The 21,473-nt window shown below is 68.5% G+C and carries 20 protein-coding genes; 15 read left to right on the top strand and 5 right to left on the bottom strand.

The annotated features are described in order from the left end of the window. Positions 1 to 215: 215 nt before the first annotated feature. From GN331_RS01075 to glnE, 6 genes are all read left to right on the top strand, one after another. Positions 216 to 824, top strand: a complete 609-nt coding sequence (locus tag GN331_RS01075; protein WP_231734309.1) for an RNA polymerase sigma factor — start codon at positions 216 to 218, stop codon at positions 822 to 824. Further along, positions 821 to 1,477, top strand: coding sequence for a zf-HC2 domain-containing protein (locus GN331_RS01070; RefSeq protein WP_197426950.1), 657 nt, complete (start codon positions 821 to 823; stop codon positions 1,475 to 1,477). The genes GN331_RS01075 and GN331_RS01070 overlap by 4 nt, the downstream gene beginning before the upstream one ends. 3 nt (positions 1,478 to 1,480) lie before the next feature. Next, a complete protein-coding gene (locus GN331_RS01065) occupies positions 1,481 to 2,713 on the top strand; it encodes a S8 family peptidase (protein ID WP_156639546.1) in 1,233 nt (410 codons plus the stop codon). 51 nt (positions 2,714 to 2,764) lie between these two features. Next, on the top strand, positions 2,765 to 3,511 hold the full coding sequence (locus GN331_RS01060; protein ID WP_197426949.1) for a TorF family putative porin: 747 nt from the start codon (positions 2,765 to 2,767) through the stop codon (positions 3,509 to 3,511). A gap of 58 nt (positions 3,512 to 3,569) precedes the next feature. Continuing rightward, the gene (locus GN331_RS01055; RefSeq protein WP_156639544.1) at positions 3,570 to 5,183 is read left to right on the top strand and encodes a flavin monoamine oxidase family protein; all 1,614 of its coding nucleotides are present in this window, start codon (positions 3,570 to 3,572) and stop codon (positions 5,181 to 5,183) included. 156 nt (positions 5,184 to 5,339) lie between these two features. Continuing rightward, positions 5,340 to 8,111: a bifunctional [glutamate--ammonia ligase]-adenylyl-L-tyrosine phosphorylase/[glutamate--ammonia-ligase] adenylyltransferase gene (gene glnE, locus GN331_RS01050; RefSeq protein WP_156639543.1), complete on the top strand. Its 2,772-nt coding sequence runs from the start codon at positions 5,340 to 5,342 to the stop codon at positions 8,109 to 8,111. Between the two features lie 6 nt (positions 8,112 to 8,117). Here glnE and GN331_RS01045 read toward each other — a convergent pair whose 3' ends face one another. Next, a complete protein-coding gene (locus GN331_RS01045) occupies positions 8,118 to 9,086 on the bottom strand; it encodes a mitochondrial fission ELM1 family protein (protein WP_156639542.1) in 969 nt (322 codons plus the stop codon). Positions 9,087 to 9,207: 121 nt separating this feature from the next. On the opposite strand from GN331_RS01045, the gene GN331_RS01040 reads away from it, so the two are divergent. Genes GN331_RS01040 through GN331_RS01010 form a run of 7 tightly spaced genes read left to right on the top strand, consistent with a single transcriptional unit; the run spans position 9,208 to position 14,632 of the window. Beyond that, on the top strand, positions 9,208 to 9,816 hold the full coding sequence (locus GN331_RS01040) for a malonic semialdehyde reductase (protein ID WP_156639541.1): 609 nt from the start codon (positions 9,208 to 9,210) through the stop codon (positions 9,814 to 9,816). A 50-nt stretch (positions 9,817 to 9,866) separates the two neighbouring features. After that, on the top strand, positions 9,867 to 10,454 hold the full coding sequence (locus GN331_RS01035; RefSeq protein ID WP_156639540.1) for a YceI family protein: 588 nt from the start codon (positions 9,867 to 9,869) through the stop codon (positions 10,452 to 10,454). Continuing rightward, complete coding sequence (locus tag GN331_RS01030; RefSeq protein WP_156639539.1) at positions 10,451 to 11,161, top strand: pirin family protein; 711 nt, start codon at positions 10,451 to 10,453, stop codon at positions 11,159 to 11,161. The genes GN331_RS01035 and GN331_RS01030 overlap by 4 nt, the downstream gene beginning before the upstream one ends. Positions 11,162 to 11,220: 59 nt before the next feature. After that, entirely contained in the window at positions 11,221 to 11,436 is a 216-nt protein-coding gene (locus tag GN331_RS01025; protein WP_156639538.1) for a zinc-finger domain-containing protein, read from the top strand. A gap of 13 nt (positions 11,437 to 11,449) precedes the next feature. Next, positions 11,450 to 12,568, top strand: a complete 1,119-nt coding sequence (locus GN331_RS01020) for a glycosyltransferase (RefSeq protein ID WP_156639537.1) — start codon at positions 11,450 to 11,452, stop codon at positions 12,566 to 12,568. Further along, positions 12,546 to 13,874: an O-antigen ligase family protein gene (locus tag GN331_RS01015; protein WP_156639536.1), complete on the top strand. Its 1,329-nt coding sequence runs from the start codon at positions 12,546 to 12,548 to the stop codon at positions 13,872 to 13,874. The genes GN331_RS01020 and GN331_RS01015 overlap by 23 nt, the downstream gene beginning before the upstream one ends. Then, positions 13,871 to 14,632: a glycosyltransferase family 2 protein gene (locus GN331_RS01010; RefSeq protein ID WP_331713317.1), complete on the top strand. Its 762-nt coding sequence runs from the start codon at positions 13,871 to 13,873 to the stop codon at positions 14,630 to 14,632. Before GN331_RS01015 ends, GN331_RS01010 begins: the two co-directional genes overlap by 4 nt. Here the strand turns inward: GN331_RS01010 and lpxL are convergent. After that, positions 14,623 to 15,531: an LpxL/LpxP family Kdo(2)-lipid IV(A) lauroyl/palmitoleoyl acyltransferase gene (lpxL, locus tag GN331_RS01005; protein ID WP_156639535.1), complete on the bottom strand. Its 909-nt coding sequence runs from the start codon at positions 15,529 to 15,531 to the stop codon at positions 14,623 to 14,625. The genes GN331_RS01010 and lpxL overlap by 10 nt on opposite strands. 439 nt (positions 15,532 to 15,970) lie before the next feature. On the opposite strand from lpxL, the gene waaA reads away from it, so the two are divergent. Next, the gene (gene waaA, locus GN331_RS01000; protein ID WP_156639534.1) at positions 15,971 to 17,281 is read left to right on the top strand and encodes a lipid IV(A) 3-deoxy-D-manno-octulosonic acid transferase; all 1,311 of its coding nucleotides are present in this window, start codon (positions 15,971 to 15,973) and stop codon (positions 17,279 to 17,281) included. 54 nt (positions 17,282 to 17,335) lie between these two features. Here waaA and GN331_RS00995 read toward each other — a convergent pair whose 3' ends face one another. From GN331_RS00995 to GN331_RS00985, 3 genes are all read right to left on the bottom strand, one after another. Beyond that, positions 17,336 to 18,736 (bottom strand): TolC family outer membrane protein, encoded by a 1,401-nt coding sequence (locus GN331_RS00995; RefSeq protein ID WP_156639533.1) that lies wholly within the window; start codon positions 18,734 to 18,736, stop codon positions 17,336 to 17,338. Positions 18,737 to 18,774: 38 nt separating this feature from the next. Further along, the gene (locus GN331_RS00990; protein ID WP_156639532.1) at positions 18,775 to 19,431 is read right to left on the bottom strand and encodes a protein-L-isoaspartate O-methyltransferase family protein; all 657 of its coding nucleotides are present in this window, start codon (positions 19,429 to 19,431) and stop codon (positions 18,775 to 18,777) included. Positions 19,432 to 19,544: 113 nt separating this feature from the next. Further along, positions 19,545 to 20,228, bottom strand: a complete 684-nt coding sequence (locus GN331_RS00985; protein WP_156639531.1) for a TetR/AcrR family transcriptional regulator — start codon at positions 20,226 to 20,228, stop codon at positions 19,545 to 19,547. A 104-nt stretch (positions 20,229 to 20,332) separates the two neighbouring features. On the opposite strand from GN331_RS00985, the gene GN331_RS00980 reads away from it, so the two are divergent. Continuing rightward, a complete protein-coding gene (locus GN331_RS00980; protein WP_156639530.1) occupies positions 20,333 to 21,472 on the top strand; it encodes an efflux RND transporter periplasmic adaptor subunit in 1,140 nt (379 codons plus the stop codon). Position 21,473: the final 1 nt, after the last annotated feature.

Genomic DNA, 21,473 nt, shown 5'->3' with positions numbered 1-21,473 from the left:
TCTTGCTTCGCAAGATCAGAGATGTGCGCAGCGCCATCCCCGACTTGCCGGCCTTTGGCCGGCACCGCCCCCAACTTGGGGGCTAGTCCAAGAAGCCGCTGCTCCAGAGAGAGAAGGCCCGCGCGAGCGGGCCTTTTCTTTTGCCCTCACGTCCCCGGCGTATCGTTTGAACCGCTCCGCCCCGCTCAGGTACTGACGGGCGACAGGAGGGTTGGATGGCGCAGGTTCCACTCGAAGGCCCCGGCGGCGGGATGCCCCGCGAGACCGATCGATCCATCGCAATGGACGAAGTCGACCTGGTCGGCCTCGTGGCGATGGAGGACGTGCGCGCGTTCGAAGCGCTGTATCGCGCCTATCACCCGAGGCTTCGCCGTTTCCTGCGCGGCATGTTGCGGCAGTCGACGATGGTGGACGAAGTGCTGGACGACACGATGCTCGTCGCGTGGCGCAAGGCGCATACCTTCGATGCGACTTCGCGCGTGTCGACGTGGTTGTTCGCCATCGCTTATCGCCAGGCGCTGAAGGCATTGCGACGCCTGGATTGGTCGCTGCCCGATCCTGTCGACGAACCCGCAGCACCGCGCGAAGGCGAGCCCGATCGCGAACTCGCGCACGTGCAACTGCGCGAACGCCTCGATGCCGTCCTCGCCCAACTCTCTCCCGAACACCGCGCCGTGATCGAAATGACCTACTTCCACGGTTACAGCTGCAAGGAGATCGCCGAAGTCGTCGGTTGCCCGGTGGCGACGGTGAAAACGCGCATGTTCTATGCGCGACGCCACATGAAATCCCTGCTCGGCGACGAAGGAGCGCAAGCGCTGTGAGCGGACACGTGCTCTCCTTCGAAGGCCACGCGCATCGCGACGTCGAACGCCTGCTGCCGTGGTACGCCAACGCCACGCTCGATCCGGACGACGACGCACGCGTGCGCGCGCACCTGATCGAATGCGCCGCCTGTCGCGCCGACCTCGCCACGCTGCGTGCGGTGATGGATCTCGCGCCGCCGGCGACCGACGCGCGCGAAACCGATCGCGGCTGGATGCGCATGCGCGATCGCCTGCATGCCGCACGACGCACGCCCGGTGCGCGCTTCGACTGGCGCCGCGTGCGCGCCGGTTGGTCCGGCACGCCGGGTTGGTTGCGCGTCGCGGTCGCGGCGCAGTTCGCCTTCATCGCGGTGCTCGCGATGTTCCTGATCGGCGAACCGCAACCGGCGACGCAAACCTTCACGACGCTCTCCGCGACGCCCGCACCGCAGGCCTCGCGCGACACCCTGCTCGTCGTGTTCGACCCGCGAACCACCGATGCGCAGCTGCGGGAATTGCTCGGCGCTAACCGCGCGCGCATCGTCGATGGGCCGAACGCGGCGGGCGCCTTCCTCGTCGCCGCGCCGCCGGGCCAGGCCGAATTGGTGCGCAACGCGTTGCGCGCATCGCCTGGCGTGGCGATGGCCGAACGCCTCGCGCCGCCGGAGTAGCGCGTGCGCGGGCTGCTCCTCCTGCTGCTTGCCGCTTTCTCCGGTGGCGCGTTCGCCGCTCCGCAGAATGATGCGCACGAACTGCTCGTCATGCTGCGCGCGCCGGCCGTGCACGACACACCCGAAGCCGGTTACGTCGGCGACTATCGCAACGCACCCGGCCGGGAAGCGCGGGCGCGCATCGCCCACAGGCTTGCGGATGCGAACGGTTTGACGGTGCGCAACGATTGGGCGATGCCGGCGCTCGGCGTCGATTGCTACGTGCTGCAGGCGCGCGATGAAAGCGCCGTCACTGCGGCCGTCGAAGCGCTCGCGAAGGACCCGCGCGTGGAATCGGTGCAGGCGATGCAGCAGTTCGAAGTGCTCGGCGATCCGCTTTCGCCCGCGCAACCCGCGCAGAAACTCTGGAACCTCGATGAAGTGCATCGACACGCGACCGGCCGCGGCATCACCGTCGCGGTGATCGACAGCGGCGTGGCGGCAACGCACGCGGATTTGCGCGGACAGATCGTCGAATCGCGCGACTTCGTCGGCGACGACGGCCAGCGCGTCGTGCCCGAAACGCACGGCACCGAAGTCGCGGGCCTGATCGCCGCGCGCGCCGACAACGCACTCGGCATCGCAGGCGTTGCACCGCAGGCACGCTTGCTCGCGCTGCGCGCCTGTTGGCAGGCCGGCGCCGATGGACGCGCGCGCTGCAACAGCTTCACGCTCGCCAAGGCGATGCAATTCGCGATCGACAAACGCGCGCAGGTCATCAACCTCAGCCTCGGCGGCCCGCGCGATGTATTGCTCGGGCGTCTGGTCGACGTCGCACTCGCGCGCGGCACCTCGGTGGTCGCGGCCGTGGATCCGCGTGCGGCCGACGCAGGGTTTCCGGCCTCGCTGCCCGGCGTGATCGCGGTGGCCGGCGATCCGTTGCGCGCATTGCCCATTCGCGCATTCCTCGCGCCGGCCGATGCCTTGCCGACCACGACCGTCGACGGCGGATGGGGTCTGGTCAACGGCACCTCGTTCGCCGCGGCCCAGGTCAGCGGGCTCATCGCCCTGTTGCGCGACGCCGCACCGAAACTCCGCGGCACCGCCGTGCGTGATGTCCTCGCCGACGCGCCTGCGCTAGGCTCGGCGGCGGCGCGACCCCTGCCGATCGATGCCTGTGCCGCCTTCGTGCGCGCGGGCCCCGGATGCGCCTGCGGATGCAGGCTCGCCGACGCACAGGAGACGCCGCGCCACTGAGGGCAGGTGGTGCGCGACGCCAGGGAACGGAACGGCCGACGACTGCGATGCGTGCTCGCTGCATTGACGGCGTGTTGCGCGTGGCCGGTGCATGCACAGGTGTCGGGCAGTGTCGGCGTCGTTTCCGATTATCGCTATCGCGGTTACTCGCTGAGCGATGGAAACCCCGCGGTGCAGGCGAGCATCGCCCATGACTGGTCGCGCGGCGCGTACGCGGGTGTGTTCGCTACGAGCACCGATTACGCGGGCGACACGGGCGCGCAACTCATTCCCTACGCCGGCTATGCGCGACGCGACAAGCAGGGCCGCAGTTGGGACTTCGGCGTGCGCTATTCGCACTTCACCACCGACAGCGAAGCGAGCTACTTCGAAGCGCATGTCGGCGTCGCATTCCGCCGCGCCGCATTCCGCGTGCACTACGCGCCCGATTACTTCGGCCAGGTGTCGAACTGGTATCTCGAAGCCGACGGCAGCCTGCCGATCGGCGAACGCATGCGCTGGCTGTGGCACGCGGGCGTGGCGCGCAGCGGTGAATCGACCGAACGCACGTATTCCTATTCCCCGCCTACGTATCCGCCACCCAACTACGCCGCGCGCTACGCCGCCTACGTACCGGTGGAAACCAGCGACGACCGCACGCGCCTGGACCTCCGCACGGGCGTGGCGCTCACCACGCGCCTGTGCGATGTGCAGTTGACCTGGCAGCACGTCGACGGCGACGACCGCACGGCCTACGCCGCGCCCTACGATTCCCGTGATCGCGCCGGTTGGGTGCTCGGCTGCGTGCATCGCTGGTAGTGGCCCGTCGCCCGCAGGCTTCGCGTTGTCCTGCATCGACCCACAAGGAAGTCCCACCATGGCACGCACGCCGTTGTTCGCCCTGCTGCAACGCGCCGCGCGCATCGCGCGCAACGCGGCGAAAGTCGACATGCCGCTGGAGGAATTCCACGAGCGGGGCATGGAGATGCGCGTCGACGCCACGCGTCGCCGGTTGTTGCAGGGCGCCGCCGCGAGCCTCGCACTCGCGGCCTGCGCGCCCATCACGCCGCGCGCCATTGGCGGCCCTGAAGTCGTGATCGTCGGCGCCGGCATCGCGGGGCTGAGTGCCGCGTGGTCGCTCCGGCAGGCGGGCGTGCCATCGCGCGTCTACGAAGCGCAAGCGCGCGTCGGCGGCCGCATGCTCAGCCTGCGCGATCATTTCCCGAACGGGCAGGTGATCGAACTGGGCGGCGAACTGATCGACACCGGCCACGTGCGCATCCGCAAACTCGCGCAAGACCTGGGCCTGGTACTCGACGATCTGCTCGAAGGCGAAACCGCGGCGGATACGTGGTGGTTCGATGGCCGCCGCATCGGCGAAGCGGAAATCGTACAGGCCCTCGCGCCGCTGGTGCCTGCGATCATCGCCGATGTGGAGGCGCTCGGCGACGGCGCACTGGACTACCGCGACGCCAACCCCGCGTTTCGCGCACTCGATGCGATGTCGATCGCCGATTGGCTCGACAAGCACCAGGTGTCCGGTTGGCTGCGCAAGCTGATCGACGTGGCCTACACCACCGAGATGGGCCTGGAGATCGACCAGCAAAGCGCGCTGAACTTCCTCACCTTCATCGGCACCGAGGACGCCGACGCGTTCAAGATCTTCGGCGAAAGCGATGAACGCTTCCACGTGCGCGGCGGCAACGATCTGATCCCGCGCACGCTCGCCTCGCGCATGGCCGAATCGATCCACACCGGCCACGTGCTCGAAGCCGTGCACGCCGACGGTGATGGCGTTCGCCTGACCTTCGCGCTCGACGATGGGCGCGTGGACATCCGCGCACGCCACGTGATCCTGGCCTTGCCCTTCACCTTGTTGCGCAAGGTGCAGATCGACGTCCCGTTGCCGCCGCACAAGCGCAACGCCATCGATCACCTGGCCTACGGCACGAACGCGAAGTTGATGATCGGCTACGACCGACGCGCGTGGCGCCAGCACGATGCGAACGGTGCGTCGATGTCGGACCTGCCGTATCAAACGACCTGGGAGACCTCGCGCAAGCAAGCCGGCGAAGCGGGCACGCTGACCAACTTCACCGGCGGCCGGCATGGCGTCGAACTCGGGCAGGGCACGCCGCGCGCGCAGGCCGAAGCGGCGACGGCGGCACTCGATCGCGTGTGGCCCGGTCTTGCCGCTCTGCGCACAAACGCGCGCGAAGCGCGCTTCCACTGGCCCACGCATCCCTGGTCGCTGGGGAGCTACGCATGCTTCCGCCCGAACGACTGGTCCACCCTGCGCGGCGTGATGGGCGAACCCGTCGGCCCGCTTTTCTTCGCAGGCGAGCACTGCGCGCTCGACACCCAGGGCTTCATGGAAGGCGGATGCGAGTCGGGGCAGCTGGCGGCCGAAGCGGTCCTCGCGCAACTCCGGGGCGTCTCGTCGGCTCCGCATTTCCCCATTCAGGCGCGGCGAATTGCCCGGACCGCATGACCGTTTCTATACCCGCCAGTCTTTTTTTGCAGTGCAGCGTGCAAACCACCTAACGATTCCTTCACTCTCGCCCCGCATCCCGACGTGGGGGAGGGAGCAGGCCCGCAACCGGTTCGTCCGGGGCGGGCTTTTTATTTGCGATGCGATCATGGAGCGATGACGGACCCCGCCGACGCATACGCCGCGCGACAGCTCGAACGCCTGCGCGCCACCGTGCCCACCACTTGGGCCCCGGAGATCGAACCGACCTTGTTCGCGATTGCGCGCGCGAGCGACTTCGCGATCGAGACCCTGCTCAAACAGCCGGCGCTCGTCGATGCGTTCGCATCGCACGTCCCCACGCCGCCGCTCGTGCTGTCGCGCGAATTGCGTTCCGAATGGCCCGCGATGCTGCGTCGTTACCGCACCGCCGAATCCACGCGCCTGATCTGGCGCGATGTCGCGGGCCTGGATGACGTCGATGCAACGCTCGCCGGCACGACGCGCCTGGCCGAGACCTGTCTGCAATCCGCACTCGCAGCGCTGGAAGGCGAGTTCGCAGAACGCTTCGGCGTGGTGCGCGCGAGCGATGGCAGCGTGCAGCGCCTCGTCGTGTTCGGCCTGGGCAAACTCGGCGGCGGTGAACTGAATTTCTCTTCCGACGTCGATCTGGTCTACGCCTATCCGCAGGATGGCGAGAGCGACGGCGCGCGTGCGCTTGCGGCCGAAGACCACTTCGCGCGGCTGGGCCAACAACTCGCGAAGCTGCTCGACGAAACCACGGCCGACGGGTTCTCGCATCGTGTCGACCTGCGCCTGCGCCCCTTCGGCAACGCGGGCCGCGTGGCGCTGCCGTTCGCCGGCATGGAGCAGTATTTCCAGCGCGAAGGCCGCGACTGGGAACGTTACGCGTGGCAGAAAGCGCGGCCGGTGGCGGGCGATATCGCCGCAGGCTTGCGCTTCCTCGAAACCCTGCGTCCCTTCGTCTATCGCCGCTATCTCGACTACGGCGCGCTCGACGGCCTGCGTGAAATGAAGGCGGCGATCGCCGCGGAAGTCGCGCGCAAGGAGCTCGCCGACGACGTCAAGCGCGGCCCGGGCGGCATTCGCGAAATCGAATTCCTGGTGCAGGCGCTGCAGCTCATCCGCGGCGGTCGCGAGCCCGTGTTGCGCGAACGCCGATTGTTGCCGGCGCTTGATGCGCTCGTGCATGCGGGGCAGATCACGCCGGAAATGGGCGTCGCATTGGCCGATGCGTATCGCTTCCTGCGCCGGCTCGAAAACCGCCTGCAGATGTTGCGCGATGCGCAGACGCACGCGTTGCCGTCCAACGAGCTCGACCGGCATCGCATCGCGCGTGGGCTCGGTTACGACGATTGGGCCGCGCTGCGCGCCGCGCTCGATGCGCACCGCGACCGCGTGGCCACCGAATTCGAGGAACTCCTCGCACCGCGCGGACGCGCCGTGGCGCCCAGCGATCTCGCGACCTACTGGCGCGCGCTGCCCGACGCAGGCGAAATGCAGGCCTTGGCCGATGCAGGCTTCCGCGATACCGAAACGCTCGATGGCAGCCTGCGCGATTTCGCGCGCGCGCCGGGCGTGAAGGCATTGTCCGACGCAACGCGTGCGCGACTGGATCGCGTGCTGCCGGCGTTGCTCACGTCGGCTGCGCGTTCATCGCAACCCGATGCTGCGCTGCGTCGCGTGTTGCCGCTGCTGCACACGCTGCTGCGACGCGCGAGTTACCTCGCCTTGCTCGACGAACAGCCCGCGGCGCTCGCGCGCCTGGTGGATGTCGTGTCCGGCAGTGCGTTGCTCGCCGAACGCATCGCCGCGCATCCGTTGTTGCTCGACGAACTCCTCGACCGCCGCAACTCCGATGCCTTGCCCGACCGCGATGCACTCGCCGCCGCGTGCATGGAGACGCTGGGCGACGACGATGCCGAAGCCGTGCTGATGGCTTTGAACGAAGTCCGCCAGGCGCTGAGTTTCCGCATCGCACTGGCGACGCTCGATGCGCGCCAATCGGCGCAGGACAGCGCGCGGCAACTCGCATGGCTCGCCGATGCCGTGGTCGTGGTCGTGCTCGAACTTGCGACGCGTGAAGTGGAGCGCGCGCATGGCCGCGTGCCGGATGCGCGATTCGCGGTGATCGGCTACGGCAGTCTCGGTGGCGAAGAATTGGGCTTCGGGTCCGACCTCGATCTCGTGTTCCTCTACGACGCGCCGGCGGATGCGCAGTCCGATGGTGCGCGTGCGCTGGATGCCTCGCGCTGGTTCGCGCGGCTCGCGCAGAAAGTCGTCGCGCTCCTCGGCACCGTGACGGGCGCGGGGCGTTTGTACGACATCGACGTGCGCCTGCGGCCGGATGGTGCGAAGGGCTTGCTGGTCTCCAGCCTCGCCAGTTACGCCGACTACCAGCGCGAACGTGCGTGGACGTGGGAACACCAGGCGTTGGTGCGCGCGCGCGGTGTCGCGGGCGATCCGTCGCTGATCGCCGATTTCGAGAAGGTGCGCGCGCAGACCCTGGCGCGTGCGCGCGATCCGGCGACCTTGCGCGACGAAGTGGTCCAGATGCGCCAGCGCATGCGCGCGGAACTGGATCGCAGCGATGCGGCGCGCTTCGACCTCAAGCAGGGCGAGGGCGGATTGGTCGACCTGGAATTCCTGCTGCAGTGGCGCGTGCTCGATCGCGCGGACGACGATGCGCGTTGGCTTGCGCCGCGCGACACGCCGGGCTTGTTGCAGATGGCGTGCACGGACGACATGGTGGATCGCGCGAGCTGCGATGCGCTGATCGCGGCGCATGCGGCGTTGCTGGAAGCGGGGCTGAAATGCACGCTGGATCGCAGGCCGCGGATCATGCCGGAGACTGAGGCGATCGCCGCGGCGCGCGTCGTGATCCGGGAGGCAACGCTTCGCGCCGGGCTCCCACTTTCGCGGGAGTAACGACCCTCAAAGCCCGAGGCGGCTGCGCACTTCCGCGGCGACGCGCGCGGTTTCGCGCAAGGGCTCGACGTCGTAAGGCGCCAGCGCATCGTCGAATGCGCGCACGCGGCCGAGGCGATCGAGCGCGTCGTGGAAATGCTTCACGCGTCCGCGCACCGTTTCGCCACCGAGGACGTAGACCGGCACGCGCGTCGCGCACGCTTCGCTGAGCATGTTCACCGAATCGCCCGTGCACACGATGCGGTCCGCCCAGGCGAGCAGGCCGGGATACGGGTTGTCGCTGTCGTCGCCGTTCGCCGTCGATGGTGCGAACCACCGCAGGCCGGGAATGTCGCCGCATTGCGCGCGCATCGCCTGCGCCCAATCCGGCGGCGTGCGTCGCGACGTGGTCGCGAGCAGGCTGCCGCCGTCTTGGCGAATGCGCGCGGCGAGGCGTTGCAGATCGCGCGTGAGTCCTGCGATGTCGTAAGCGCTGTGATCGCTCGGCCCGCCGAGCATCAACGTGGTGCGCGGCGGAGGAAGCTCACCGAGGATCGAATAATCGCTGCGCGCCTGCGCCAGCCACAGATCGTCGACCGGATGCAGGCTGCCGACCAGCGTGACGACGTTGTCGCCGGACAATGCATCGTGTTCGGGCGCGACGACGAGGTCCCACAGCGCCGGCGGCAAGCGCGGATCGAGGATCTGCACCGCGCGCGCCCCGCGATCGCGCAAGCGGCGCGTGGCCAGCGCCGCCTGGCGGCCGCAGCCGATCGCGAGCGACGGCGGCGCATCCAGCATCGGTGCGAAATCGGCGAAGGCGCGGTCGCTGCCGGGCCACGCGCGCGGCGCGCCCCAGCGCCACGGGGCCCGCGGGCGCAGCGCGATGTCTCGCGCATCGGCGAAGCCCATCGCGGCCGCGAGCGCACGCGCCTGCCGCACGTTGCCGGCGCGGCCGTCGGTGAGCGTCCAGCAAGCGGCAGGGGGCTGCGTCATCGGGTATGCGTTCCACCAGTCGGATGGGCCGTTGCGGCCATGTCTCGGCCGCTTGACGCGCGACACTCTACACTGCGTCTCTCGGCGCGAACTGCGCCCCACTGCACGGACCGCTCCCACGATGCAAGACGACAACGCCTTCAAGCCGACGCTGCCCGACGCATCGCTCGACCAGTTGTTCCGGCAGGCCCGCACCTACAACCGCTTCACGGGGCAGATCGACGACGCGACGCTGCATCGTCTCTATGACCTGCTGAAGTGGGGCCCGACCACGTCGAACAGTTGCCCGGCGCGCTACGTGTTCGTGCGTTCGCCCGAAGCCAAGGCCAAGCTCGGCCCCGCGCTCGACGAAGGCAACTACAAGAAGACGATGGCCGCGCCGTGCACGGCGATCGTCGCCTACGACATGGCGTTCTTCGAAAAAGTGCCGGTGCTGTTCCCGCACACCGATGCACGCGGCTGGTTCGACACCAAGCCGGAAGCCGACCTGCGCACCATCGCGCTGCGCAACGGCAGCCTGCAGGGCGCCTACCTGTTGCTCGCCGCGCGCGCGATCGGCCTGGATTGCGGGCCGATGTCGGGCTTCGACAACGCGAAGGTCGACGCGGCCTTCTTCCCCGGCACCACGTGGCGCTCGAATTTCCTCGTCAACCTCGGCAAGGGCGACCCGGCGTCGATCTTCCCGCGCTCGCCGCGCCTGAATTTCGACGAAGCCTGCCGCATCGATTGACCCGTTCCCTCCGTATCTCCCATTCCATCCCCCCGCAAAGGAATCGCCTGATGCGCTGCAAGTTGCTCTTCGCTTCGCTCCTGTTGGCCGCCGGCTTCGCGCAGGCCGCGCCCGCCACGTACAAGCTCGATCCGAACCACACGCAGGTCATCGCGAGCTGGAACCACTTCGGCTATTCCAACCCGATCGCGAACTTCGGCAACGTCGACGGCACGCTCGTGTACGACCCCGACAAGGTCGAAGCCTCCAGCGTCAACGTCACGCTGCCGCTGTCGGGCCTCGATGCGCTGGTGCCCGACCTGACCAAGCACCTCCAGAGCGCCGATTTCTTCGACGCCGAGAAGTGGCCGAACGCGACGTTCAAGAGCACCAAGGTCGAGAAGGGCGAAGGCAACAAGCTCAAGGTCACCGGCGATCTGACGATCCGCGACGTGACCAAGCCGGTCGTGCTCGACGTGACGCTCAACAAGGCCGGCCAGGGCCGCAACGGCGAGCCGAAGGTCGGCTTCAACGCGACCACCACGATCAAGCGCGCGGAATTCGGCGTGGCGAAGTTCATCCCCAACGTCAGCGACGAGATCGAACTGCGCATCACGACCGAAGCCACCGTGCCGCAGGCCGAGGACACGAAGAAATGATGTACGAGCGGCTCGCGGGATCGCGTGGCGAGGTGTCGGCCGGCTGGTTGCACAGTCGCCACACCTTCTCGTTCGGCCACTTCCACGATCCGAAGTGGATGGGGTTCGGGCCGCTGCGCGTGATCAACGAAGACATCGTGGCGCCGGGCGGTGGGTTTCCGCCGCACCGGCACGCGAACATGGAAATCCTCAGCGTCGTGTTGTCGGGCGCGCTCGCGCATAAGGACAACACCGGCGGCGAAGGTGTGCTGCGTCCGGGCGAAGTCCAATGGATGAGCGCCGGGCACGGGGTGGAGCACAGCGAGTTCAACGGCGCGAAGGATGCGCCGGTGCACTTCCTGCAGATCTGGATCCAGCCCGATCGCCTCAACGCGCAACCGGCGTACGAGCAGCGTGCGTTCGATCCGGCCGCGCGCGAAGGCCGCTGGCAGACGCTCGCGGCGCCCGATGGCGCCGACGGCGGATTGCCGCTGCGCCAGCAGGCCTGGCTGCGCGCGGTGCGCCTGGCGCCCGGCCAGTCGGTCGACGTCGTGCTCGATCCGGCGCGCAAGTACTGGCTGCACGTGGCCACCGGCGATATCGCGTACGACAGCCGCGCGCTGACCGCCGGCGATGCGCTCGGTTTCGCCGACGAAGCCGGCACGCATCGGCTGGAAGGCCGCGGCGCGGAGCCTGCGGACCTGCTGTTCTTCGACCTGCCTGCGTGAGGCGGCGGGCCCGGCTGCTAAACTTCGGGCCCGCACCATCCCCACGAAGTGCCCGCGCCATGGCCGAAGCCCAGCAGCCCCATCCGCCCGTCGCCGGTGCACCGGCCAACGCGAAGACGCGCTATGAAGTGCGCCGCGCCGACCTGCCGCTGAGCTGCCCTCTGCCCGAAATGGCGCTGTGGAATTCGCATCCGCGCGTCTACCTGCCCATCGAGGCGGACGGCGGCGAAAGCCAGTGCCCGTATTGCGGCGCGCACTTCGTGCTCGTCGACTGACGCACGCGGAGCGATGCCGGGCACTCGCAGGACGATAGTCCAACTCCTGCCCGCACTCGATGCGGGTGGCGTCGAACGTTCCACCCTGGAAATCGCCGACGCGCTGGTGCGCGCCGGCCATCGCGCGATCGTCGTGTCCGCCGGCGGCCGGCTCGTGCCGCGCCTGACCGCGGTCGGCGCCGAACACATCACGCTCGACATCGGCCGCAAGTCGGTCCTCACGTTGCGGCATGTGCCTGCGTTGCGGCGCTTGTTCGAACGCGAACGCGTCGATCTCGTGCATGCGCGCTCGCGGCTGCCCGCGTGGCTCGGCTGGCGCGCGATCCGTGGCATGGGCGCCGCCGCGCCGCGTTGGGTGACCAGCGTGCACGGCCTGAATTCGCCGTCGCGTTACAGCGCGATCATGACCAGCGGCGAACGCGTGATCTGCGTGTCGCAGACCGTGCGCGATTACGTCATGCAGCACTATCCGCGCACCAATCCCGACAAGTTGCGCGTGATCCTGCGCGGCGTGGATGTTGCGGCCTTCCCGCATCGTCCCTGGCCCGATCGCGATGCACGCCGTCGCGCGGCCACGTTGCATCCCGCGCTCGGCGGCGACGGCCCGTTGTTGCTGTTGCCCGGTCGCGGCACGCGCCTGAAGGGCCACTCCGATGCGCTGGTGTTGCTCGCGGCGCTGCGTGCACAGGGACGCGATGCGCGCCTGTGGTCGCCCGGCAGCCGCGAAGACGATCGCGCACGCTATCTCGGCGAGTTGCACGAGCTGGCCGCGCAACTGGGCATCAGCGATTTCGTCGCCTTCACCCCGCCGACCAACGCCATCGCCGATGCCTACGCCGCGAGCGACCTGGTGCTGCAACTCTCGCGCAGGCCCGAAGCCTTCGGCCGCACGGTGCTCGAAGCCATCGTGACCGGTCGCTCGGTGGTGGGCTGGGACCACGGCGGCGTCGGCGAATTGCTGCACCGCTTCGATCCGCGCGGGGCCGTGCCGCCCTTCGACGGGACGCTGCTGGTGCGCACGGCACTCGCCATGCTGGACGCACCGCCGCCACGTCCGGTTACGATGCCCCACACCTTGCGTGCGATGCAGGAGGCGACGCTCGCGGTTTATGCAGAACTCCAACGAGACTGACATCGCGCAATCCCCCGAAGGCTGGCGCTGGGCGCCGGCCTGGGTGCTGGCGTTCGTCGCGCTGTGGCCCGCGCCCGGCTATGCCGAAGGCGTGCTCGTGCTCGGCGCGCTCGCGGCGATCATCAAGTTGCTGCTCGTCCGCTTCCGCGGTGGCGCGCAGCTGTTGAGCGCGCCCGCATGGGCGCTGACGAGCGTGCTGTTCTTCGCGTACTGGTTGCCCGAAGCGGTGTCGGCCTTCGATGCGGTGGACCCTGCGCGCGCGCTGCGCGAAGCCGCGGTCGACCTGCGCTATCTCCCGTTCCTCTGGCTCGTCGCGGCCGCGGTCGCCGATGCGCGCGGCCGGCGCATCACCTTCGGTGGGCTGGCGATCATCGTCGGCATTTGGACGGTCGACGCGCTGCTGCAGGCGGTGTCGGGCACCAGTCCGTTGTTCTTCGCCATCGATTCGGCCAAGCAGGCGATCAGCGGCCACGGCATGTGCTCGAGCGAAGCCGTACTCGCGCTCGATCGCCTGAGCGGCATCCTCGGGCCATGCAATCTCAAGTTCGGGCCGATGCTCGCCAGCCTGTCGCCGTTCGGCCTGTATTACGCGGCGAAACGCTTCGGCGTCGTGGGCTGGTGCGTGGCGGCGCTCGCGATCGGGACGGTCGTGTTGCTCGCCGGCGCGCGCGCGGCGTGGATCGTCTATGCGCTCGTGCTGCTGTGGTCGGGCTGGCGCGTGCTCGGGTTCAAGCGCCTGCTCCTCGTGTTCGCCGTCGGTGCGATCACGCTCGTCGTGCTCGGTACCTTCGTGCCGCAGGTCGCCGAACGCATCGAGCGCACCACGCACCTGGCTTCGACGAACGAGGCCAACGTCGACACCGCACTGTCGGGCCGCACGCGCATCTGGGCAGCGGCGACGTGCATGTATCGCACGCACTGGTTCAATGGCGTGGGCGCACGCGGGTTCCGCGAGGCGTTCGCCGCCTGCGACCCGGGCAAGGGCAGCCTTGCGGCGTGGGGCGAAGGCCCGGCCTTGCACGCGCACCAATGGGTGCTCGAAGTGGCGAGCGAAACCGGCACGTTCGGCCTGGTGATGTGGCTCGCGGGCCTCGCGCTCGGCTGGCGTGCATGGCGTTGGTCCACGCCGCTCGCGCGCGAACACGCGCGGCCTGCGATGCTCGCACTCGTCGTCACGCTGTTCCCGTTCAACACGCACCTGGCGTCGTATTCGACGTTCTGGGGCGGGCTGGTGCTGCTGCTCGCCGCGCTTTACGCCGGCAGTTTGCTGGCGCGCGACGCCGAGCCAGAGGAAGGCCGCGCGTGAGCGGCCGCGCGCCGATCTCCGGCGTCGTCACCACGTTCAACAACGCCGCCACGCTCGATGCGTGCCTGGACAGCCTGGCGTTCTGCGACGAGCGCATCGTGCTGGATTCGGGGTCGACCGATGCCACGCGCCAGATCGCCGAACGCCACGGCGCGCGCATCGCCGAGCATCCGTTCGAAGGTTATGGCCCGCAGAAGCAGCGCGCGATCGACATGGCGCGGCACGACTGGATCCTGCTGCTCGACGCCGACGAACACCTCACCGAAGCCGCGCGCGAGATCATCGAACGTGAGTTGCGCGACCCACGCGCCGACGGTTATCGCTTGCCGCGGCAGGAATGGTTGTTCTGGAAATGGGCGCACCTGGGCACGCGCGCGAACTGGCAGTTGCGGCTGTTCCGGAAATCGCGCGGGCGCATGAACGAGGTGCCGGTGCACGCCGCGCCTGTCGTCGACGGTGTGCGCCGCGATCTGCGCGCGCCTTTCCGCCATTACGGCGAACCGCGGCTGGCCGATCGCGTCGACAAGGTGAATCGCTATTCGAGCGGCCTGGTCGTGCACAAGCATCGCCGCGGCGTGCGCGGGCTCGGCGCGCGCATCCTGTTCCAGCCCACGCTCGCCTTCCTCAAGCTCTACATCGGCAAGCGCTATTTCCTCGACGGTTGGGCCGGCTATCTCGCCGCGCGCACGCAGGCGTTCTACACCTTCCTCAAGTACGCGAAGGTGCTGGAAACGCAGCGCAGCAAGGATCAGGCGTAGGGCGAAGTGCCGTCGGGTTGCCGCTTGAAGCGGCGATGGATCCACAGGTATTGATCGGGCGAGGCGCGCGCCATCGATTCGATCGACGACATGACCTGCGCGGTATCGGTGGTCGCATCCTTCGACGGAATGCCTTCCAGGCCCGGCACGATGCGCAACGTGTAACCGCCATCGGCGCGACGCAAATGCTGGAACGCGACGACGGCCGCACCCGACAAACGCGCGAGTTGATGCGTCGACGAGAGGCTGTTCGCGGGCTGGTCGAAGAAGGGCACGAACACGGTGTCGCCGCGGCTCGGATCCTGGTCGGGCGCGTACCACAACAAACCGCCTTGCTTGAGGTGTTTCACCGCGGGGCGCAGTTCCTGTTTGGTGAACATCGCGACGGCGTATCGAAGGCGGCCATGCTTCACCGCCCACTCCATCGCCGGCTCCGCGTGCGGGCGATACATGCCGGCGAGCGGGATGTGGTCGCACATCAGGCGGCCGCAGATTTCCAGCGTGGTGAAGTGGCCGGAGACGACGATGATGCCGCGGCCTTCTGCGCGCGCGGTTTGCACGTGTTCGAGGCCTTCGACGATCAGGCCTTTGCGCATCGGGTCGACCGAGCCCCACCAGGCGCGCGCGAATTCGAACAGGCCGATGCCGAGGGAGGCGAAGTGTTCGCGCAGCAGCGCTTCGCGTGCGGCGGCGTCGCGTTCGGGGAAACACAGTTCGAGGTTGCGCGCGGCGATGCGACGTCGCGAGGGCATGGCCACGCGCAGCAAGTCGCCGATCGCGCGGCCGAGCCCGCGCTGGAGCGGCCAGGGTAAGCGTGCGGCCGCGGCTATCAGCCCGATGCCGAACCAGGTCGGCCAGTGCCTTGGGCTGAGCGGTGGGCGGTCGGGCGCTTGCGTCATTGGTTGATTCTAAGGGTGGGTGCGCGGGGACTGTGTCGAGTGGATGGGGCGGGTCCTCCAGAGCGGCGCAGCGGCGCGCCGCATTGGAGGCCACATTGCTCCGCAAGAGCTCAAGCTCCGCAATGTGGCCTCCAACACGACGTCCACTGCGCACTCTGCTTCGGGTTTCTCGACAGCTCGGTGTGGTGATGGGCGCGTTGCGAGTGATTGATTCGCGCCTACAGCCAGCACACCAGACGGGCGGCGGGCATCGGCGCCTTCGCGGTGACCTGTGGTGGCTCTGTCGCTCATCCCCCTTTCAAGGGGGATCGAACGCGCGCAGCGCGATCGAGGGGGATGAACGAAGAGGAAGTCATTCAGTCGAGGCGAGGCGTCCATCCGATGTCGCATTGCGCCAACGCACCTTCCGCCCACGCAGCCTCCCCCGTATCCTGCCGTGATGCGGAAGGACCCCATCGAGCGCTTGCTGCGCGGCCTGTATTCGGTCGCGCTGTATGTGTTGTTGCCGGTCACCGCCTATCACCTGATCTGGCGCGGCTTCCGGCAGCGGGCCTACTTCCGGCGCTGGAACGAGCGCTACGCCGCGTATCGCGGGTTGCACGACGATGACGCGCCGCGCGACACGCTCTGGGTGCACGCGGTTTCGGTGGGTGAAGTGAACGCCGCCGCACCCGTCGTGAATGCCTTGCGCAAACTGCATCCGCACCTGCCGTTGCTGGTCACGACGATCACGCCGACCGGTTCGGCGCGCGTGCGGGCGCTGTGGGGCGATTCGGTGCAGCACGTTTACCTGCCTTATGACGTTCCGGGCGCGGTGCGGCGCTTCTTCGAACACTTCCGCCCGCGCGCGGGGCTCATCCTCGAAACCGAGTTGTGGCCCAACCTGTTGTTCGGGGCGCGCGACCACGGCGTGCCGACCTACCTGCTCAATGGGCGTTTGTCGGAGCGCTCGCTGCGCGGGTATCGCGTGCTCGCACCGATCGTCGGCCGCGCGCTGCGCACCGTGCGGCGCGTGGGCGCGCAATCGGAAGCCGACGGGCAACGCTTCATCGCACTGGGTGCGAAGCCGGATCAGGTGCTCGACCTGGGCAATCTCAAGTTCGATACGCCGGTGCCCGAAGGGCTCGACGATTTCCTCGTGCAATTCCGCGCGCAGGCGGGCGATCGCCCGGTCTGGATCGCGGCGAGTACGCACGAAGGCGAGGAAGCCGATGTCATCGCGCTGCATCGTCGCTTGCGCGAAAAACATCCGGGCCTTTTGCTGCTGTGGGCGCCGCGGCATCCCGAACGGTTCCGCGCCGCGGTCGACCATGCGCACGCCGCCGGCTGGCGCGTCGCCACGCGCCGTCTCACGCGTTGGCCCGGCCCGGGCGACGATGTGTTCGTCGTCGACACGCTCGGCGAATTGATGGCGTTCTATGCGTGTGCGCAGGTGGCGTTCGTGGGCGGCAGCCTGCAGGCCATCGGGGGGCACAACCTGCTCGAACCCGCGGCGGTCGGCACCGCGATCGTCACCGGCCCGCACCTGCACAACTTCGCGGACATCGCGCGGCGCCTGGAGCAGGCGCAGGCCGTGCGCATCGCACAGGATGTCGAGGGTGTGTTCGCCGATGTCGATGCATTGCTCGGCGATGAAACCGCGCGCCAACAGATGGTCGAGGCAGGCCTGCGGCTCGTGCAGGAAGGGCGCGGCGCACTCGCGCGCAGCTTCGAGATGATCGCGCCCGTGTTGCCGCGCGGCGCGCGCTGAAACGACGAAGCCCGCCTTGCGGCGGGCCTCGTGTGATTGCGCGGATCGAAGCGCTTACGGCGTCGGCTGCTGTACTGCGGCCGAGACGTTCACCGTCAGGAAGCGGTTGAGGCGCTGCACGTCCTCGACGTCCAGCGTGCCCGCGGCCGATTCGAGGTTCAGCACGCTCTGCAGGAAGTTGTAGCGCGACAGCGCGAAGGCCTGCTGCGACTGCGTGAGGTTGCGCTGGTTGACCAGCACGTCGAGCACGGTGCGCGTGCCGACTTCCAGGCCGACCTGCGAAGCTTCGTACGCCGCCTTCGCCGAGACGACTGCGAGGCGGCGCGCTTCGACTTCGCTCACGCCCGCCACCACGACTTGATAAGCGTTGCGCGTGGCGCGCTCCAGCGCGCGACGGTCCGACTCGAGCTCGTCCTGGCGGATGTCGCGCGTTGCGAGCGCTTCGCGCACGCCCGACTGCGTGGCGCCGCCGGCGAAGATCGGCACGTTGAGCGTGAGGCCGAACGAGCGGGAGCGGCTTTCGTTGTCGAACGCGGTCTCCGCACCACTGAGGTTGTTCGTGGTGTCGCCGTCGGTGCGCGAGTCGCCGTAGTCGCCGCCGAAGTACAGCGTCGGCAAGTGGCCCGCGCGTGCGGTGGAGACGTCCTGCTCGGCCGACTTCACCTGCAGTTCCTTCGCGCGCAGGGCCGGGTTGTTGTCGAAGGCCATCTTCACCCAGGCGTCTTCGTCGGCGTGTTCGGGCAGCTGCGGCTGGAAGTCTTCCGGCAGGCCCTTGAGGTTGGCCACCGGGCGGCCGGTGAGTTCGGCCAGCGCTTGGTACGCATCCTCGACCTGGTTGTGCGCGGTGATGGTGTTGGCGCGCGCGGTGTCGTACTGGGCGCGTGCTTCGTGCACGTCGGTGATCGGCGCCAGGCCGACTTCCAGGCGCTTGCTCGCAAAGTCGAACTGCTTCTTCAGCGCGGTTTCCGCGGATTCGGCGGCCGCCAGGTTTTCCAACTGCACGAGCACGTTGAAGTAAGCGGCCGACGTCCGCGTGATCAGCTGGTCGCCCGCCGATTCCAGGCTGTAGTCGCTGGCTTCGCTCAGCGCATTGGCGCTGCGCAGCCGCGAGATGCGGGCGCCGTCGAAGACCATCTGGTCGAGCGTGATGCCGTAACGGCGGTTGGTGGAGTCGCTGGTGGAATCGTTGTTGCCCAGCGGCGTGCCGGCGAAGACCTGCTGGCCGCTGGAGTCTTCGTTCGTGCGCGAGTAGCCGGCCGAGCCGTTGAGCTGCGGCAGCAGCAGCGCGCGCGCCTGCACGCGGCCTTCCTTCACGACGAGGCGGTTGGACTCGGCGGCGGAGTACTGCGGATCGCCGGCGCGTGCCAGCTCGTAGGTCTGCAACAGGTCTTCGGCGTGCACGGCGCACGGCAGCAAGGCGAAGGCGAGGGCCATGACGAGGGGACGACGGCTCATGCGGGTTCCTTCCGGATCAAATGACAAATGGGGGGAGGTCAAAAATCGAAACGCGGTGCGGGAGCCGCACCGACGAGATAGGGCAGGTCGGTTTCGAACAACGATTCGATACGCGGACCGTTGACGCCGTTGCGCGCCACGACCGCTTCCATCGCCGGCGAGGCACCGCGGACCGCGAACAGGCGGCCCTCCGGGCGCAGCCACTGCAGGAAACGGGCGGGGATCGTGTCGACGGCGCCGGTCACGACGATGGCGTCGAAGCGGCGATCGGTGTCGAAGGCGAAGGCGTCGGCGGCGTCGATGCGCACGTTCACGCCCAGGCCCATCGCATCCAGGCGGGCGCGCGCGGCGTCGGCCAGGTCGGCGTGCAGCTCGATGCTGTGCACCTCGCGCGCCAGGCGGCCCAGGCACGCGGTGAGGAACCCGCTGCCGGTGCCGATTTCGAGCACGTCCTCGCCTTCCTGCACGGCGATGGACTGCAGCACGCGGCCTTCGACCACGGGCTTCATCATGAATTCGCCGTGGCCCAGCGGCAGCTGGACGTCGGCATAGGACAGACCGCGATGCTCCGCGTTGACGAAGCCATCGCGCGGAATCGACACGAGCGCATCCAGCACGCGCGCATCGAGCACGTCCCACGGGCGAACCTGTTGTTCGACCATCAATTCGCGGGCCTTGGCGTAGTCCATCGTCATCTCGTTCGTCTCGCAAAGAAAGCCGGGCATTTTACGCCCGGCAGGCACAGCATCGCTGTGGTAGCACACTCCAACTCAGTGCCGGAAGTCAGCGGGCCCATGGTCATGCGGGCTCATGCCCGGGTCGCATAGGCTCGCAGGAACATGTCCACCGCGCCTTCCAGTTGGGCTTGCGCCTCGTTGGGCAGGGTCGTCGGGACGAGGCCGAAGATCACCCGCTGGTGCAGGTCGCCCTTCACCAGGCACAGGAACTGGGAGGCGGCACGGGGGACATCGGCGATCTGCAGTTCCCCGCTTTCCACGTGGTGGCGCAGGACATCGGCCACCATGTCGATCGCGCGCTGCGGGCCGACGGCCCAGGCTTGCTGCGGCATTCCGGTTTCCACCACCTGCGGCGTGCACATGATCCGATGTCCGGCCAGCGCGTCGGGATCCATGATCAATGCGAAGAACGCGCGCGCGATCTGCATCAGGCCGTCGCGCAGCGGCGCGGCATCGGCCGCGGCGAAGAGGGATTCGGGCATCTGCTGTTCGAAATGCGCCTGCACGGCGGCCGCGAACAACGCTTCCTTGTCGCCGAAGTGACTGTAGACGGTGAGTTTCGACACGCCGGCATCGGCGGCGATCTGGTCCATGCTCACGCCGGCGAACCCCTGCGCGACGAACAGCCGCTTGGCGGCCTCGAGGATCGCGGCGCGCTTGCCGAGGTCCTTCGGGCGGCCCGGACCGGCCTGCCGCTTCTCGGGCGGAAGGGGGCCGGGCGCTTCTGCGGCTTTGGATTTGGATCGCTGCGACATGCTCGCACTATAACAATACTGGACTGTTGGGTTCGCTATTTATAGTCTACTCGCCAGTTCAATAAGCGGCCCCCATCGAGACCCCCATGGCTATGCAGCGCAGGATGCCCCCGCCTCCCCCCACCGATCGCCTATTTTTTCGATCGCTCGCATTGGCCGCATGCACGGTGGTCGCACTTGCGGCCTGCGGCAAGGACGGCGACCAGGTCGAAAAACCGCGCCCCGTCCTCGTCGTGACGCCGGGCCAGGGCCCCGATGCCACGCCGGTCGCCTTCGCCGGTGAAGTGCGTGCGCGCGAGGAAAGTCCGCTGGCGTTCCGCGTGGGTGGGCAGATCGTGCGCCGCCTGGTGGATGCCGGCGATCGCGTGCGTCGCGGCGACGTGCTCGCCGAACTCGATCCAAAAGACCTGCGCGCGCAGGCCGACGCCGCGCAGGCGCAAGTCGCCGCGGCCGAAGGCGAACTCGCGCGCGCGGCCTCCGACCAGAAGCGTTACGCGAAGCTGGAGAAGGAACAACTCGTCAGCCGCTCGACGCTCGATGCGCAGAACGCCGCCTACGCCGCCGCCGCCGGCAACGCGCGTGCGGCCCGCGCGCAACGCGATGTCGCGCGCAATCAATCGGCGTACACGCAACTTCGCGCGCCGCGCGACGGCGTGATCGCCACGCGCGAAGCCGAAGCCGGACAGACCGTCGCCGCGGGCCAGGAGATCTATACGCTCGCCGGCGATGACGGTCGCGAAGTCGCGATCTCGCTGCCCGAATCGCGCATCCGCGAATTCACCGTCGGTCAACCGGTGCTGGTCGAATTGTGGAGCCAGCCTGGCGAACGTTTGCCCGGCCGCATTCGCAAGATCAGCGCCGAAGCCGACCGCCAGGCACGCACCTACGCCACGCGCATCGCGCTCGACGCGGAGGCAGCGCAGGCTGTCGACCTCGGACAGAGCGCGCGCGTGTTCATCGCCGCAGGCAATCCGACTGCGACCACGACCGCGCTGCGCCTGCCGCTCTCCGCGCTGCAACGCGGCGAGAAGGGCGAGATGTCGGTGTGGATCGTCGACGCCAAAACGAATGCGTTGAAGCGCGTGCCGGTGCGTGTCGGACCGTTCGGTGCGGAGTCGGTGCCCGTGCTCTCCGGCGTGCGCGCGGGCGATCGCGTCGTCGCGGCCGGCGGGCATCTGTTGCGCGAAGGCCAGGTCGTCGCGCCGGTCGATCGCGAGAACCGCCCGCTGCCGAAGGCGCGCTGAG

Origin of the sequence: Noviluteimonas gilva, assembly GCF_009740395.1 — a bacterium.
Taxonomy (GTDB): Bacteria; Pseudomonadota; Gammaproteobacteria; order Xanthomonadales; family Xanthomonadaceae; genus Noviluteimonas; species Noviluteimonas gilva.
This window is presented reverse-complemented; position numbering and strand designations above follow the sequence as displayed.